The sequence below is a fragment of the Puniceibacterium sp. IMCC21224 genome (genome assembly GCF_001038505.1).
Taxonomy (GTDB): domain Bacteria; phylum Pseudomonadota; class Alphaproteobacteria; order Rhodobacterales; family Rhodobacteraceae; genus Puniceibacterium.
Genome location: NZ_LDPY01000001.1, coordinates 983,725 through 1,000,876 on the forward strand (window position 1 = coordinate 983,725; position 17,152 = coordinate 1,000,876).

Here is a 17,152-nt window from a genome sequence, read left to right on the forward strand (position 1 = left end):
GCGTGATACGCGGCGCAAAAATAGGCAGAAAAAAGTTTGGCACGAATTTGTGACATCTGCCTTTACGTTCCTTGCTGGCATCAATGCGCAAATTCGGGACTGGTCGCAACCTATCTTCGCGCGGGCAAACCTTTCCTGCGGTCAATATGACCGGGTTGCAGAGGGCGGTGAAGACGGTCCGCACCGCTGTGCATCTGAACTGCGCCACTTTGGCCATCAAAGTCGCGCGCATTCAATGACCGGGTACGGTTGATGTCCGCAGTTTGCCCACAAGCCATGAGACTGCTCGTTTAACATGGTTTTTTCAGCGAAACGCATACCTGCGCCGTCAACGTCTGCGATCGGGGGCCGTCCTCTGGCTCCAGACAAAAGACTTTCTTCGCGTTGAAAGCATTAGGACTTGAGCGAAAGCGACACGAAACGAGAAACTGATAAATCGGTTGATAGCCCTTGACTGCGCAGTCCCTCCATTCTATCCGAAACGCTGTGTAGGGGTATAGCTCAGTTGGTAGAGCGACGGTCTCCAAAACCGTAGGTCCCGGGTTCGAGTCCCTGTGCCCCTGCCATTGAATTTCAATCAGATGATACACGCATCGAGGCGGAGCAAGCGGGCGGTTTCGTGGCGTCTTTCTGGCGCCACTCTTGTGATTGTGGCCGATTTTTCCGCCCGTGGCAGTCCACTTTGGTCGTTAGAGCCGGGCGTTTAAGGCAGTTGGATGTCAAAGATTGTGGCAAATTTGCAGGACACAATCTGCTTGTCGGAAATTCTTCGAGAAATGTCGCTTGGGCGACAAATGGTCTGACCCAGCCTTTGTATCAGAGGGTGTGTGAGTGACGATTTGAGTATTCTAGCACGGGTCCCGAGTTTTCGGGGCCCGTGTTTTTTTGCCGGGCCGACCTGTCCGAAGGTCAGCGGCGTCAGTATGGATTCTGCGCCCGAAGGTCGAGGGCCTTGGGGTCGAGCACCAAAATCTCTTTTCTGCGGATATCTATGATGCCGTGACGGCGCAATTCGCCCAGTACACGGTTCAGCGTCTGTCGCGAGCAGCCCACGACCGAGGCCAGATCCGCCTGCGAGGCCCGGATACTCGGATGACCAGATGACAACTGGCACAGGTGACTCGAAATTCGCTGTTCGACCGGCTGGAACCTGTCAACGGATCTGAGGCGGTTGTCCCGAAGCATCATAAGGATGAAGTTGCGGGCAAAATTGCGCAAGAAAGCCGGGTTTTGCAGAATTTCGCGCAGTCGCGGCAGCGAGGCAAACAGCAACGTGGTGTCTGCGCCTGTAACCGCGCTGGCAACGAGCGGCATTTCCGCGACCGTTTCACCTTCGCCAAAGACATCGCCGACGTGGATGTGGCGCAGAACCACCCGGTTCCCCTGTTCCGAGAGATAGGCGATTTCCACGGTGCCGCGGGCCACAATCGCCATGCCTTGGGCTGTCTCGCCTTGCGACATGATTTCGGTCGGGCACTTGTAGGTGCGCAGGATACACACGTCGAGAAAGGCGCATTTTTCGGCTTGTGACAAACCGTCGAGGATTTCGCAGTTCAGTAATTGGGGGAAACGCCGGGAATTGTTCATGGGTCCGTCCAGGGTCCTGGCTGGGTCGCGCGCGCGTGCAGTGTGCCGAGCGTTTGAAAGCAATTTAAATACGTCGCGAGCCAAGAGGGAGGCTAAAATGAGGGAGATACCGGTGGTCAGAAGGTCCCGTGCGCTGACGGGGCCTTCTGGTGGTATTGTCTTGGATACAAAGCGCGTCGGACTTAGTTCGGAATGTCGCCGGTCAGACCTTCGACATAGAAGTTCATGCCCAGCAAATCACCGTCGGGTGCTGTCGCGCCCTCGGCCAGCCAAACCGAGCCGTCCTGTTTGTTCAGCGGGCCGGTAAAGGGATGGTAGTCCCCGCTGGCGATGCTGTCTTTGAGGGCGAGCGCCTCGGCTTTCACATCCGCCGGGACGGCATCCGAAATTTCACCGATGCCGACCATGCCGTCACCGATACCCGCCCAAGTGTCGTCCGACGCCCAAGAGCCGTCGAGCACGGCTTGCACCCGTTCGATGTAGTAGGGGCTCCAATTGTCGATGATCGACGACACGCGCGGCAGCGGCGCATAGTCGGACATATCCGATGCCTGACCAAAGGTGATCACATCGCCCGCCGCCTGTGCGGCAGCCTGAGGAGCGGTCGAGTCGGTGTGCTGCAGGATCACATCAGCGCCATTTTCGATCAAGGCACGGGCCGCATCGGATTCTTTGGCCGGGTCGAACCATGTGTAGGCCCAGATCACCGAAAATTCGACATCCGGGTTGACCTTTTTCGCGTGGATATAGGCGGAATTGATGCCGCGGATGACCTCGGGGATCGGGAATGAGGCGATATAGCCGATCTTGTTGGTTTTGGTCATCTTGCCGGCGATATGGCCCTGGATGGCACGGCCTTCGTAGAAGCGCGCAGAGTAGACACCGACATTGTCCGCCGTTTTAAAGCCGGTGGCGTGTTCGAATTTCACATCCGGGAATTTGGCAGCCACATTGATGGTCGGGTCCATGTATCCAAAAGACGTGGTGAAAATCAGATTTGCGCCGGACAGGGCCATTTGCGTGATGGCACGTTCGGCATCAGCCCCTTCTGGCACGCTCTCTTGATATACGGTTTCGACCTTGTCGCCAAAATGCTCTTCGACGGCGAGGCGACCTTTGTTGTGCTCATAGGTCCAGCCGCCGTCGCCGATCGGCCCGACAAAGATAAAGCCGACCTTGATCTTGTCGCCATGTGCGGCGGCAAAGCCCTGAGTTGCGAGACCGACCGCAAGCGCTGCGGTGGTGGTGAGAAGTGTTCTGCGGTTCATGGGATCTCCCTTGGTGGTTTGGTTGTTTTTGTGGCCTCAACTTGAGGCATGAAAGGCGCGACCGAGCGAGGCAGGCGCCCCGTGCGCGCCACGGGCGGAAATGATGACCAGCACGAGGATGGTTATCAGATAGGGTGACATCGACAGGATCTCGACCGGGACTTTGGCACCTGCCGCCTGGAGGTTGAGCTGAAGCACCGTGACGCCGCCGAAAAGGTAGGCACCGATCGCGATCCGGCCTGCCCGCCAGGATGCAAAGACCACGATGGCCAGTGCGATCCAGCCCGCACCGGCGGTCATGCCTTCGGTCCATTGCGGGACCCGAACAAGGCTAAGGTAGGCACCGCCCAGGCCTGCACAGCCGCCGCCGAAAAAGATCGCCGCCATGCGGATGCGCACGACTTTGTAGCCAAGGGCGTGCGCGGCGTCATGGCTTTCTCCGACCGCGCGCAGAACCAGCCCCGCACGGGTGTATTTCAGAAAGGCCCAGACAGCTGCAACTAAAGCCAGCGAAAAATAAACCATCGCGTCGTGGGAAAACAGCATGCGTCCCAGAATAGGCAGATCACCCAAAACAGGGATATCCAGCTTTGGCAAGGTCGGCGATTTCATCCCTTCATAGGGCTTGCCAATCAGGGATGACAAACCCAACCCCACCAGAGTAAGGCCCAGCCCGGTGGCGACCTGGTTTGATAGGAAAATCTGCGTCAGCACACCAAAGCTAAGCGACAACACTGCTGAGGCGAGCGCGGCAGCTGCAAAGCCAAGCGTGGGTGAGCCGGTCTTGACTGCGACGGCAAAGCCGACCACAGCCCCGGTAATCATCATGCCTTCGACCCCGAGGTTCAGCACACCGGCCTTTTCCACCACCATCTCGCCGATCGCCGCAAACAGGATCGGCGTGGCCGAAATCATGATCGAAGCGACCAGCAGGACCGGATTGATCGAACCAAGATCCATTATGCCACCTCCGGGGTGCCAATGCGGACACGGAAGTTGGTAAAGACATCCGTCGCCAAAAGGAAAAACAACAGCATGCCCTGAAACAGCTGGATCGAAGCACCGGGCAGGCCGAGCATGAGCTGCGCCAACTCACCGCCAATATACGTCAGGGCCATCAGCAGACCAGCCAGCAAAATACCAACCGGATGCAGGCGCCCGAGAAAGGCGACGATAATCGCGGTAAAGCCGTATCCCGAGTTGAAATCGATACTGATCTGACCGGCCGGGCCTGATACCTCGAACAGCCCAGCCATGCCGGCCAGTGCTCCTGAAAAGCCGAGGCAAAGAAAGATGATCCGCGCAGGCGAAACGCCGGAAAAGCGCGCAGCGCGCGGCGCTTCGCCGGTGAGGCGAATATTGAAACCTTGAATATGGCGGGTCAGCAGAACATAGGCAAAAATCACCGCGATAAAGGCCGAGAGCACCCCCCAATGCATCCCGGTCCCGGCAATGATCTCGGTATTCGCGGCAGCGGCATATTGCTGGAAATTGCGGGACCCAGGAAAGCCCATGCCTTCGGGATTGCGCAACAGGCCAGACGCAACCGAGGCGAGCAAGGCCTCGGCCACATAGACCAGCATGAGCGAAACCAGGATCTCGTTGGTACCAAAGCGGACCTTCAGAACTGCGGGGATCATCGCCCATACCCAGCCGCCCAATGCCCCTGCAATGACCATAAAAGGGAAAATCAACGGCGAAGTTGTGGGGTAGAACGCCAACCCTGCGCCAGCTCCACAGATTGCCCCCATGATGTACTGACCTTCGGCGCCGATGTTCCAGATCCCGGCCCGAAACCCGATGGACAGGCCAATCGCGATCAGGATCAGCGGTCCGGCCTTGACCAGTAATTGTGGTCGAGAATAGGCGGCGAACTGCGGATGAAACAGCGGATCCCAAAATATGATGCGGATCGCCTCGAGCGGTGGCTTGCCGAGGGCCGCAAACATAATGCCGCCGAGGATCATCGTGAGAAGCACAGCAAGAATCGGCGTACACACAGTCCAGAACTGCGACGGTTGTGGTCGTTTCTCAAGTCTGATCATGTCTGCCCCTCCGAATTTCGGGCGCAAAACTTTTTACAAAAGTTTTGCGCGGAATTTTTAGAGGAGGTTTGATAAGAATTTTCAAAAAAAATTCTTCGGCTAGTGGCACGGCAGGTGAAAATATCTGATTAGGTCGCCACATGAGCCACCTCCATGTCATGCGCGCCGCCCATCATTAGGCCAATCTGTTTCATGTCGAGATCCGTGACCGGTCGGATCGCAGAGAGGCGTCCTTCGTTCAGCGCGGCGAACAGGTCCGAGATTTCCATCAACTCGTCCAGATCCTGGCTGATGCAGATAATTGCCGCACCGGCTGCAGCCAGATCCAGTAACGCTTGGCGGATCGCTGCCGCGGCGGCGGCGTCCACTCCCCAGGTGGGTTGATTGACCACAAGCACATCCGGGCGTTGCAGGATCTCTCGACCGATGACAAATTTCTGCAGGTTGCCGCCCGACAGCGCCCGTGCTGCCGTTCCCGGCGACGGTGTTCGCACGTCAAAGCGTTTGATCACCTTTTCTGTGAAGCCCCGAGTCTTGTTCCAGCTGACAAACCCGTTTGCGACCAGCCCTTCGCGCCGGGCGGCGGTCAGCACGGCGTTTTCGATCAGGCTCATGTTGGGGGCTGCGGCGTGACCCAGGCGTTCTTCGGGCGCAGACAGCAGGCCAGCGTCGCGGCGTGCCATCGGGCCAGTACGGCTCACGTCCTTGCCCTTGAGCGTGACGCTGCCCGGGTTTGAGACCCGCTCTCCGGACAAGGCCGCCAGTAGTTCGTCCTGACCGTTGCCCGCTACTCCGCCAAGGCCCAGTACTTCGCCTGCGCGCACCTCGAACGATATGTCGCGCAGCGGCGTGCCAAAGGCGCCAGGTGCGGGTAGCGATAGGTTCTGTACCTTCAGCAGCACAGCGCCGGGATCGTGTGCCTTGGCCTGGGGTGTTGCAAAGCTGGCACCGACCATCATTTCACCCAACTCGCGGGCCGAGGCGTCGCGCGGTATGGCGCTACCCACCTTTTTGCCCAGCCGCAGGATCGTGGCGTGGTCGCACAGGCTGCGGATCTCTTCGAGCTTGTGGCTGATGTAGAGGATCGCGGTCCCCTCAGCGCTGAGCTTGCGCAGGGTGAGGAACAGGATTTCGACCTCTTGCGGCGTCAGGACGGACGTGGGTTCGTCCATGATAAGCAGGCGCGGGTTTTGCAGCAGGCAGCGGATGATCTCGACCCTTTGGCGTTCGCCCGCCGACAGCGTGCCGACGATGCGGAATGGGTCGAGCGGCAGGCCGTAAGTTTCTGACACCTCGCGGATCTGCACTGCGAGATCGCGTGTCTTTGGCGGATTCTCCATCCCAAGGGCGACGTTTTCGGCCACAGAGAGGGCATCGAACAACGAGAAGTGCTGAAACACCATGGCAACGCCAAGGGCGCGGGCCGCACGGGGTTCGGCCGGGGCGTAGGGAATGCCTGCGAGCGTCATCTCACCCTTGTCGGGTTTGACCAGGCCATAGATCATCTTGACCAATGTGGATTTTCCGGCGCCGTTTTCGCCGAGCAGTGCATGGATTTCACCTGTGCCGATGTCAAAGGAGACGTCGTCATTGGCGACAACGCCGGGATAGGCCTTGGTCAGGCCTCGGAGGCTGAGGAGTGTGTCATCCACGTCGCACCGTCCTTTGTGTTCTGGCTATTGAGTAGCGTTGCCGCCACGCCAACGGCAATGGCTTGCGGGTGCTTGCCCAGCGATTTTTGCCCGATCGGGCAGCAAATGCGAAAGATTTCAGCGTCGCTATGGCCGAGATTGCGCAAGCGACTGCGGAACCGTGCCCATTTGGTGTCAGAGCCGATCAGCCCGGCAAAGCCAAAGCCATGGCTCAGCAGCGCGTGGCACAAGGCAAGGTCGATCTCATGGCTATAGGTCAGGATCAGGTGGTGTGCAGTCTTGGGCGCAAGTGAGACGGCGCGCACCGGATCAGTCGCGGGTAAACACGTGACACAGGGTGGGGGCGCAGCGGGGAAACGATCCGGCGCGGTGTCGATCCAGGTCAGTGCAAACACGGGCAGCGGGTGCAGCACGTCGACAACGGCGCGGCCCACATGACCTGCCCCCCAAATCCAGAGGTGGGTTTGCGGTGTGGTGATCGGTTCGATCATCCAGCTCTGGAGACGCTGTGGCGCGGGGCGCTGCCCCTGCGCGCGCGCGCGGTCGATTAGGCGTTTCACGGCGAGCGGCATTGAGCCGTCGCCACGGATGACCAGTGTTTGACCGCGCCCGTCAGGAAGGGTGTCGGCGGTGTACTGTTCCGTCAACAGAGTGACTGCACCGCCGCAGCATTGACCGAGGTCCGGGCCAAGCGCATGGCGTGAAAAGCCCGAGACATTCAAGGCGCGGGCTGCTGCAGCGAATTCCAGAGCGCCGCCGCCGATGGTGCCTGACTGGCCACCGCGCCAGACCAATAGTGATGCGCCAACTTCGCGCGGAGAAGATCCAGCTACCTCGGCGATCACCACGCGAGCAACGGTGCCATGCGCCGCAACGGCAGCGGTGAGCGCGGCGAGATCGAAGCTCATGCGCCGGGCTCCGAAGGTCGCGCGTGATGAGGGCGGGAAAAGAGCGTATTTGAGAAGAGAAGAAGCGCAGGGCGTGCGCAATACCCTAGCGCGGAGGGCGCATTGGACGGACTAACCATGCTCGCGGACTTTCCGGATCGTATTGAGCACGCGTTCCGGCGTGGCGGGGGCGTCGAGAGTTGGATAGGCTGTGCCACAGGCCGAGATTGCGTCGGATAGCGCCATAAGCACCGAAATGCCGTGCATGAATGGCGGTTCTCCTACCGCTTTGGAGCGGTAGACTGTATCCTCGCGATTGCGACTGTCCCACAGGGCGACGTTGAAGATGGCAGGCCGGTCCGAGCAGGCCGGTATCTTGTAGGTCGAGGGCGCGTGGGTGCGCAGGCGGCCGGTGTCGTCCCAGACCAGCTCTTCGGTGGTGAGCCAGCCTGCGCCCTGGACATAGGCACCTTCGACCTGACCGATGTCGAGCGCGGGGTTCAGCGAGGCACCGGCATCGTGCAGGATGTCGGCGCGCAGGATGCGGTATTCGCCGGTTAGGGTGTCGATCACCACTTCGGAACACGCAGCCCCATAGGCGAAGTAGAAAAACGGGCGACCCTGGCCTTTGATCCGGTCCCACTGCACCTTGGGTGTCTTGTAAAACCCGGTGGCTGAGAGGCTGACACGGCCCTCGTAACAGGTTTTGGCGGCTTCGGCGAAAGAGATCTGATTGCCGGCCACATGAACGAGGCCATCGGCAAAGCGAACATCGGCGGGATCATCCTGATGCAGTTCGGCCAGGTGACGGGCCATGCGGTCGCGGATCGTGTCACAGGCGACCTGCACGGCCATGCCATTGAGATCCGACCCCGAAGAGGCGGCGGTGGCCGAGGTGTTTGGCACTTTGGCGGTGTCGGTGGCGGTGATGCGGATGGCATCGGTTGGCAGGCCGAAACGGGTGGCGGCGACCTGAGCGACCTTCTGAAACAGGCCCTGTCCCATTTCGGTGCCGCCATGGTTCATCGAAACCGAGCCGTCCTGATACACATGCACCAGCGCGCCGGCCTGGTTGAGATGCGTGAGGGTGAAGGAGATGCCGAATTTGACCGGGGTAAGGGCGAGGCCACGTTTCAGCACCGGACTGGTATCGTTCCAGGCGCGGATGGCATCGCGCCGGGCGCCGTAGTCCGAGGATTGCGCAAGCGCATCGGTCATCTCGTGCAGGATAAAATCCTCGACCGGCTGGCCGTAGGGCGTTGTTTGCGGGTCGGGGTGCTGCTCGGGCGGGGTGTCAGGTGAGCGGGCTGGAAAAGTGGCGACCGGCCCGGACTGCGCGGCGTAATAGTTGATCCGCCGCACCGCCAGCGGGTCGCAGTTCAGACGGTGCGCGATGTGGTCCAGCACCCGTTCGATCCCCAGCATACCCTGCGGTCCGCCAAATCCGCGAAAGGCGGTGGCGCTTTGGGTGTTGGTCTTGAGGCGATGGCTTTCGATCCGCACTGCGGGCAGGTTGTAGGCGTTGTCGGCGTGCAGCATGGCGCGGTCGGCCACCGGGATCGACAGATCCTGCGCCCAGCCACAGCGGGTCATCTGAACAAATTCCACCCCGTCAATGCGTCCGGAATCGTCAAACCCGGCGCGGTATTCGATCTGGAAATCGTGCCGTTTGCCGGTGATCATCATGTCATCGTCGCGGTCATAGCGCATCTTGCAGGGCTTGCATGTCAGGCGCGCGGCCACGGCGCAGGCCACGGCCAGCGCGTTCCCCTGACTTTCCTTGCCGCCAAAGCCACCGCCCATGCGCCGGGTTTCGACCCGCACGCCATGCATCGGCAGGTTCAGCGCCTCGGCGACTTTGTGCTGGATTTCTGTCGGGTGCTGGGTTGAACTGTGCACCAGCATATCGCCGTCATCCTGTGGCAGAACCAGCGCAGCCTGACCTTCGAGGTAGAAATGCTCTTGCGCGCCCATGTCGATGCGGCCTTCGATCCGGTGCGTGGCGGCATCAATCGCCTCTCCTGCGTCGCCCTTTTCCCAGATCCGGGGGCCGTCCTCGAACCGGCTGTCGGCGGCCAGCGCGTCCTCAACCGTGAGGATGGCATCGCGCTCGGCATAGGTGATCTTGGCCAGTCGCGCGGCACGGCGTGCGGCAAGGTGCGAGCGGGCGACAACCAAGAAGACTGGCTGGCCGTAATAATGGATTGTGGCACCAGACAACAGCGGTTCGTCATGTGCCGAGGGTGAGACATCATTGGCAAAGGGCAGATCCCGCGCCGCGAGCACGGCGACGACTCCGGGGGCGGTGCGCACTGGCGTAAGGTCGAGCGCGGTGATGCGGCCCGCAGCGATCGTGGCGGTGCCAAAGGCAAGGTGCAGCGTACCTGTCGGTGTTGGGATGTCATCAACATAGCGCGCAGCACCGGTTACGTGCAGGCGGGCGGCGTCGTGGGGCAGGGGTTTGGCGACACTCATTTCTGGCGCTCCGGTCCTGTGAATTGCGCTGGACCGATGGGCTGACGCCGGACGTGTACTGTGGATATGGTGGCAGCAAAGTCTGTGCGTGCCGGTCGACGGTTATTCCAGGGGGTGGGGCGGGTCATGCAGAGACCTCGTGAACATTGGCCGGGGTGCCGTTGTCCTCGTGGAAATAGCGGGTCAGCATGTTACGGGCAGCGGTCAGGCGGTATTCTGCGCTGGCACGCATGTCCGACAGGGGCGCGAAATCCTGCTCCCAGGCGGGGTCGGCTTTGGCGATGCTGCGCAGAGTCCAGGCATTGCCGATCAGAGCGGTTTCGACCGCAGAGGCGCGTTTGGGGATGCCCGCCATGCCGCCATAGGCGATGCGCGCGGCGGTGACGACGCCGTCGTCAACCGTGACAGACAGGCAACCGCAGACAGCAGAGATATCCTGATCAAACCGCTTGGACAGTTTATAGCATTTCAGCCGGTCGGGCTGGCGCGGGATCGATACCGCCGCGACAAATTCACCGGGGGCGCGGTCCTGTTTGCCATATTCACGAAAAAAGGCACCGATCTGGATGGCGCGGCTGGTGTCACGGCTGCGCAGATGCAGCGTGGCATCCAGTGCAATCAGCGCGGGGGGATTGTCACCGATGGGCGAGCCGTTGGCGATGTTGCCGCCAATGGTGGCGGCGGCGCGGACCTGGGCCGAGCCATATCGACGGATCATTTCGCCGTAAGACGGATGGTGCGGGCGGACCGAGTCCAGCACGCGGTCCATGGTCACTCCTGCGCCGATGTATATTTCGTCTTCCGTTTCCGAGATTTCCTGAAGCTCGCGGCAGCGGTTGAGGAAAATCACCGGCCCAAGTGGGCGGAATTGCTTGGTCACCCATAGACCGACATCGGTGGCGCCGGCGATCAGAGTTGCGTCGGGTTGCGCGGCAAAGGCGTCGGCAAGGGCGTCGATGGTCTCTGGTGCCTGTGCTGTGGTGGTTTGAACTGCGGCGGGCGTGGTGCCAGAGGCTATTGCGTCAAAGGTCCGACCGCTTTCAGTGCTCGCCCCTGCCGCGAGCTTTGCGCCGTCGTCCAGCCAGGTGGGAATGGGGGCCGAAGCCGCACTGTTCGCCGCACGGATGATCGGTGCGTAACCGGTGCAGCGGCACAGATTGCCGGCCAGAGCATCGTCAAATCGGGTGTCGCCATTGCAATGTGCTGTGACCATCGACACCACAAAGCCCGGTGTGCAGAATCCGCATTGCGAGCCATGGCAGTCAATCATCGCCTGCTGCATCGGATGCAGCGTGCCATTGGGGCCGATAATCCCCTCAACGGTGCGCACTGCACGGCCTTGGAGCTGCGGCAGCAAAAGAATGCAGGCATTCAACGCGCGCGCCGCCCCCGAATGATCCGTGATCATCACCGTACAGGCGCCACAATCACCTTCGTTGCAGCCCTCTTTGGTGCCGGTGAGGCCGCGTTCCTCGCGCAGCCAGTCGAGCAGCGTGACCGTTGGATCGACATCCCGCAGCGACACACTCTCTCCGTTCAGAAGAAATGTAATATCCATCAATAAAACCGCCGCCTTACCGTTTGGTCGTTGTCCGGAATGCGCGCCCTCGATGCGGCGTAGAAAGCGATTGCCCGGTGGGATCAGGCTAGGCAAGCTTTGCCCTAGGATGCAAGCCCCTTGCCGGTGCTTCGTGTCGTTTTGGCTGGGCAACTGCGGCAAGATCGGGCAGTTTCCCTGATTTGGGGGCAAACTGTGCCGACAAAACCGCTGGTCGGGGCGGCTATCCCACGCATTTCCCGATCTGCCGCGGCGTAAGATTGCGTTGGCCGGTTGAAAACCAGGTTTCGGATTGCTGCCCGACCGCCTTGCAATTATTGGAACAGGTAATCGTCAAAGGGAATAAGAGGTCATCTTTGTGAAACACATTCTTTTGGCAGGGGTCTTTATCGCGTCAATCGGCACAGCGTCGCAGGCGGCACTGGTGGCGGATGTGTCCGGTGTGGTGGGGTTGGGTTACACCGCGATCAGCTTTCGCGAGTCTTCAACCGCAGTGGGCGACGGTTATTTCCAGTACGGTAGCGACATGTCCATTGGTGATGCATGGCAGAACCTTGGTGATTTCACCGGGATCAACGATTTTGAAATCCTGTCGCCCATCTATGGCAACGCTGAAATCAACATCGGCGCAGGCGGATCAGCCGTCACACGTGGAATCGACATGTTCTATGTGAATCATGACCTCACGTTCGGTGACGCTTTTGGCGTCGGAGTTGTTGGGCCGGACAATTTCACCTTTGCCACGGGCGATCTGGTCAGTTGGAGTGGTGAGTTGGTCTTTGCTACGGATATCTCGGATATGGTGAATTTTACCGGATCTCGCAGTTACTTTGGCAGCGCCTATGGCGGCGGCGGAACCCAGTTGGATCTTGAGCTGATCTTCAATGCCAAGCTGGCGTCGGTGCCGCTGCCTGCTAGCTTGCCGCTGGCGTTGGCCGGGCTGTTGGCTATGGTCGGGCTGGGCTGGTCCAGGGCGCGCCGCCGGAAAACCTGACGCGCCGAGTATTTCACAAAATTGATGGTAGAGACCACAAGCGATTGTGGTCTCTTTGTCATTGGGCCGCTAGATTCACACCATGTCTCAGCATCCTCGATTCGTTCATCTGCGTGTTCACACCGAATATTCCCTGCTCGAAGGCGCCGTGCGGCTGAAAAAGCTGCCCGCGCTTTGCGAGGCGGCGAATATGCCGGCCGTGGCGATCACCGACACCAACAACCTGTTTGCCGCGCTGGAGTTTTCGATTGCGGCCAGCGGGGCAGGGGTGCAGCCGATTATCGGCTGTCAGGTTGATCTGCGGCTTGCCGATCCTGCTCCGGGCGAACGGCCACGTGATCCCGCGGGCCTTGTCCTGCTGGCGCAGAATGAGCGTGGCTACCAGAACCTGATGAAGCTCAACTCGTGCCTCTATTTGCGCGGTGACGGGCAGTTGGCGCATGTCACGTCCGAAGATCTGGCGCAGCACGCCGACGGCGTCATCTGTCTGAGTGGCGGGCCCGACGGGCCGGTCGGACAATTGTTGCAACAGGGTCAGCGCGGGGCCGCTGAGGCGCTGATGGGGCGTCTGGCGCAGATCTTTGGTGACCGGCTGTATGTCGAATTGCAGCGCCACCCCGGCGAGTCGGGGCTGCCCGAGAATGAGCGCGCCTCAGAGCGCGGTTTTGTCGAGATGGCCTATGCGATGAACCTGCCGCTGGTCGCCACCAACGACGTTTATTTCCCGAAATCCCAGATGTACGAAGCGCATGACGCGCTGATCTGTATCGCCGACGGGGCCTATGTCGATCAAAAGGAAGACCGGCGCAAACTGACGCCGCAGCACTACTTTAAATCGCCGCAAGAGATGGCAACGCTGTTCGCCGATCTGCCCGAAGCGATCGAGAACACGGTCGAAATCGCGCGTCGTTGCGCCTTTATGGCCTACCGGCGCGACCCGATCCTGCCGAAATTCGCCGATAACGAGATTGAGGAACTGCGCCGTCAGGCCAAAGAAGGTTTGGTCGAACGGCTGCGGGTGATCCCGCATGCGACCAGCGTCGAAGACTATGAAAAGCGGCTCGAATTCGAACTGGGCATTATCGAGGGCATGGGATTTCCCGGCTATTTCCTGATCGTTGCCGATTTCATCAAATGGGCCAAGGATCAGAACATTCCCGTCGGGCCGGGGCGAGGGTCTGGCGCTGGTTCCCTCGTCGCCTACGCGCTGACCATTACCGATCTTGATCCGCTGCGATATTCCTTGCTGTTCGAACGCTTCCTGAACCCGGAACGGGTTTCGATGCCCGACTTTGACATCGACTTTTGCATGGACCGCCGGGAAGAGGTGATCCGCTATGTGCAGGATCGCTATGGCCGCGACAAGGTCGGCCAGATCATCACGTTCGGTGCGCTGCTGTCCAAGGCGGCAGTGCGCGATATCGGCCGTGTGTTGCAGATGCCTTACGGCCAGGTTGACCGCCTGTCCAAGATGATCCCGGTCGAGGGCGTGAAACCTGTCAGCATCGAAAAGGCGCTGGCGGATGAGCCGCGCCTGCGCGAAGAGGCCCGCAACGAAGAGGTCGTCGCCCGACTGCTCGAATATGGCCAACAGGTTGAAGGGCTGTTGCGCAACGCCTCGACCCACGCCGCCGGGGTTGTGATCGGCGACCGTCCACTGGATGAGCTGGTGCCGCTCTATCAGGATCCGCGATCCGATATGCCCGCGACGCAGTTCAACATGAAATGGGTCGAACAGGCCGGTCTGGTGAAATTCGACTTTCTGGGCCTGAAAACCCTGACCGTGATCCAGAATGCCGTTGACCTGATCAAGAAGGGCGGGCGGCATTTGCACATCGCCGCCGATGGCACGGAGCTTTATGAACCGCCCGAGGTGGCGATCGACGATATCGGCGCGATTCCGCTGGATGACGAGGCGTCGTACAAACTCTATGCAGCGGCCAAGACTGTGGCGGTGTTTCAGGTGGAATCCAGCGGCATGATGGACGCGCTGAAGCGGATGAAGCCGACCTGCATCGAGGATATCGTGGCGCTGGTCGCGCTCTACCGTCCCGGACCGATGGAGAATATTCCGACCTATTGCGAGGTCAAAAACGGCCTCAAGGAACGCGAATCCGTCCACCCGCTGATCGACCATATCCTTGAGGAAACCCAAGGGATCATCGTTTATCAGGAACAGGTGATGCAGATCGCGCAGGTCATGGCCGGCTACAGCCTTGGCGGCGCCGACCTGCTGCGCCGCGCCATGGGTAAAAAGATCAAAGAGGCGATGGACGCCGAACGCCCCAAGTTCGAAAAGGGCGCGGGTGAAAACGGTGTGGCCAAGAAAAAGGCCTCCGAAGTCTTCGATCTACTGGAAAAATTCGCCAACTACGGTTTCAACAAATCGCACGCGGCGGCCTATGCGGTGGTCAGCTATCAGACCGCATGGCTCAAGGCGAACCACCCGGTCGAATTCATGGCCGGGGTGATGAACTGCGATATCCACCTGACTGACAAGCTGTCGAACTATTTCGAAGAGGTCCGCAAGGGGTTGTCGCTGCCCTATGTGCCGCCCTGCGTGAACCGGTCTCAGGCCTCTTTTGACGTCCAGGACGGCGCGCTGGTCTATGCGCTGGGCGCACTCAAGAATGTCGGTCTTGATGCGATGCGGCTGGTGGTCGAGGGTCGCAGCGACAAGCCCTTTGTCAACCTGTTCGACGTGGCGCGGCGGGTGGATCTGAAGCGTGTCGGCAAACGCCCACTGGAAATGCTGGCGCGGGCCGGAGCGTTTGATCAGCTCGATTCCAACCGGCGACGGGTGTTCGAAGCGCTTGACCCGTTAGTGGGATATTCAGCGGCGATCCATGAACAAAAGGCATCGGCACAGGTATCGCTGTTTGGAGAAGCGGGCGACGATCTGCCCGAACCGCGTCTGCCGCCGGTGAACGACTGGATGCCCGCCGAACGTCTGAGTGAGGAATTCAAGGCTATCGGCTTTTACCTCTCGGGTCATCCTCTGGATGATTACATGGGGGCGCTGAAGCGCAAGAATGTCCTGACGCTGGATGAACTTATGGTCAAGGCCGAGCGCGGCGCCTGCGTCGCCAAACTCGCGGGTGTGGTTGCCGGTCGGCAAGAGCGCAAGTCGGCGCGTGGCAACCGGTTTGCCTTTGCACAATTATCCGACACAACCGGAAATTACGAGGTGACGCTGTTTTCCGAGACACTGGAAAAATCGCGCGAGTTTCTGGAAACCGGGGCCAAGGTGGTGGTCACGGTCGAAGCAACGATGGAGAGTGATCAGCTCAAACTGCTCGGCCGGTCTGTCGCGCCGGTTGACGTCGCAGTGGCCGATGCCGGGTCGTCGGGCTTGCGGATCTTTGTCGATGATGCGGCAGCGATTGCGCACATCGCGTCGGTTCTGGGACGCGCGGCGGACCAATTGCCCAAGGCGGCGCGCGGGCCGGTACAGTTGTGTCTGAGCCATGCAGGCCTGCCGGGCGAAGTTGAAATTGCCCTTGATCAGCAGTTTCCGGTCAATCCCGAGATCAAGGGCGCAATCAAGTCGCTGGGCGGTATCCTCGCGGTCGAAGAGTTCTGAGACCCTGTATCGGCGGAAGTTGGCGGTGCGACGGGCGGATCGTGGCGTGTCCTCACGTCGCAGGCGCGGTGCGCTAGACCTTTGGCACAGTTCTGCGCTAGGTGTCCCGGGTGGGATGAGACTAGGAGAAGTGCCGTGCGCCGTATCATGACGGGTGTACTTGTTTTGCTGTTGGCGGCAGGTTGCAGCGATCCGCTGCGCAATGTCGACAAGCTGTCGGATGTGCCGCTGGCCGAAGATGCCGCCAGCGTTGACGCCCTTCCCGGCGCGGTGGAATCCAGTGCCGAGGGTGGATTTCTGACCGCGCAGGCTGATTCGCCGACTCCGATCCCCGCAGAGCCAAAGCCCAAAGGCGGGCTGTTGGGGTTTTTCGCAGGCAAGGCGGCTAAGGCCAAGTCCAGCCCGTCGGCAGGTGACGCACTTGAGGGCAGTGTTGGTGATGATACGGCGCTGTCGGTGCCCAGTGAAGATGCCGTCCAAGAGACACAGGTTGCCGCGCTGTCGCCTTCTGGGGGCTCTGATCGCAAGAGCGGTGGCGGGGGGCTGTTCGGTTTTCTGGGCGGTGGTGGTGCCAAGACACCGGATCCGAATGCACCAGACAACCGCCAGGTCGGTCCCGGTGTGACCCTGCCATTTGGGGAAATTGCGCGGATCTGCGCCCTGCCGGAACGGGCGCTGGGCACGCTGGTCGAACGCTATCCCGAACGCGGTCGGGGTTATGCGCTGTATGACAGCAAACCGGGCAACAATGCCGCGCACAACTGGTACCTGACCGGCTTTGATGATGGCTGTGCGCGCCAGTTCACGGCGGCGCTTGCGATGTTTGGCGCACCCGAGATGCATGAGCAGTTGCGCTATGGCCTGCCCTCGGCCTCAGTACCCTATTCTCCGACGGATACGGCCTACGAGCAGGTCAAGTCGCGGGTTTGTGGCGCGCGCACCGGCCAGCCCTGCGGTCGCAAGATCGGTGCACTGTCCAAAGATACCGCCTTTGTCAGCGTCTATGAACGCTTTGGCGGCAGTTCGGGTTGGAACGACCTTTTGCTACATGACGGCGATGTGGTTGCCTCGGATCTCAACTGATCCCCGACCGGAGTGGGCTG

At 60.4% G+C, this 17,152-nt stretch carries 11 protein-coding genes and 1 tRNA gene; 4 read left to right on the plus strand and 8 right to left on the minus strand.

The features are described from left to right. Positions 1-490: 490 nt before the first annotated feature. A tRNA-Trp gene (locus IMCC21224_RS04555) sits at positions 491-566 on the plus strand. A gap of 352 nt (positions 567-918) precedes the next feature. Here the strand turns inward: IMCC21224_RS04555 and IMCC21224_RS04560 are convergent. The 8 genes from IMCC21224_RS04560 to xdhA form a co-directional block, all read right to left on the minus strand. Continuing rightward, the gene (locus tag IMCC21224_RS04560) at positions 919-1,587 is read right to left on the minus strand and encodes a Crp/Fnr family transcriptional regulator (protein ID WP_047994340.1); all 669 of its coding nucleotides are present in this window, start codon (positions 1,585-1,587) and stop codon (positions 919-921) included. Positions 1,588-1,769: 182 nt separating this feature from the next. Next, the gene (locus IMCC21224_RS04565; RefSeq protein ID WP_047994341.1) at positions 1,770-2,855 is read right to left on the minus strand and encodes a BMP family ABC transporter substrate-binding protein; all 1,086 of its coding nucleotides are present in this window, start codon (positions 2,853-2,855) and stop codon (positions 1,770-1,772) included. 36 nt (positions 2,856-2,891) lie between these two features. Next, on the minus strand, positions 2,892-3,815 hold the full coding sequence (locus IMCC21224_RS04570) for an ABC transporter permease (protein ID WP_197089164.1): 924 nt from the start codon (positions 3,813-3,815) through the stop codon (positions 2,892-2,894). Further along, a complete protein-coding gene (locus IMCC21224_RS04575) occupies positions 3,815-4,900 on the minus strand; it encodes an ABC transporter permease (protein ID WP_047994342.1) in 1,086 nt (361 codons plus the stop codon). The genes IMCC21224_RS04570 and IMCC21224_RS04575 overlap by 1 nt, the downstream gene beginning before the upstream one ends. A 128-nt stretch (positions 4,901-5,028) precedes the next feature. Continuing rightward, on the minus strand, positions 5,029-6,552 hold the full coding sequence (locus tag IMCC21224_RS04580; protein WP_047994343.1) for an ABC transporter ATP-binding protein: 1,524 nt from the start codon (positions 6,550-6,552) through the stop codon (positions 5,029-5,031). Continuing rightward, positions 6,519-7,460 carry a xanthine dehydrogenase accessory protein XdhC gene (gene xdhC / locus IMCC21224_RS04585; RefSeq protein WP_047994344.1) on the minus strand — a complete coding sequence of 314 codons (942 nt, stop codon included), beginning with the start codon at positions 7,458-7,460 and terminating at the stop codon, positions 6,519-6,521. Before xdhC ends, IMCC21224_RS04580 begins: the two co-directional genes overlap by 34 nt. 111 nt (positions 7,461-7,571) lie before the next feature. Beyond that, positions 7,572-9,914, minus strand: coding sequence for a xanthine dehydrogenase molybdopterin binding subunit (gene xdhB / locus IMCC21224_RS04590; protein WP_047994345.1), 2,343 nt, complete (start codon positions 9,912-9,914; stop codon positions 7,572-7,574). A gap of 124 nt (positions 9,915-10,038) precedes the next feature. Continuing rightward, a complete protein-coding gene (xdhA, locus tag IMCC21224_RS04595) occupies positions 10,039-11,472 on the minus strand; it encodes a xanthine dehydrogenase small subunit (protein ID WP_047994346.1) in 1,434 nt (477 codons plus the stop codon). Positions 11,473-11,830: 358 nt separating this feature from the next. Here xdhA and IMCC21224_RS04600 point away from each other — a divergent pair, with 358 nt between their 5' ends. The 3 genes from IMCC21224_RS04600 to IMCC21224_RS04610 all read left to right on the plus strand — a co-directional run bounded on the left by IMCC21224_RS04600 (position 11,831) and on the right by IMCC21224_RS04610 (position 17,132). After that, positions 11,831-12,466, plus strand: coding sequence for a hypothetical protein (locus IMCC21224_RS04600; protein ID WP_047994347.1), 636 nt, complete (start codon positions 11,831-11,833; stop codon positions 12,464-12,466). An 82-nt stretch (positions 12,467-12,548) separates the two neighbouring features. After that, positions 12,549-16,049 (plus strand): DNA polymerase III subunit alpha, encoded by a 3,501-nt coding sequence (dnaE, locus tag IMCC21224_RS04605; RefSeq protein WP_047994348.1) that lies wholly within the window; start codon positions 12,549-12,551, stop codon positions 16,047-16,049. 135 nt (positions 16,050-16,184) lie between these two features. Then, positions 16,185-17,132, plus strand: a complete 948-nt coding sequence (locus IMCC21224_RS04610; protein ID WP_156178121.1) for a hypothetical protein — start codon at positions 16,185-16,187, stop codon at positions 17,130-17,132. Positions 17,133-17,152: the final 20 nt, after the last annotated feature.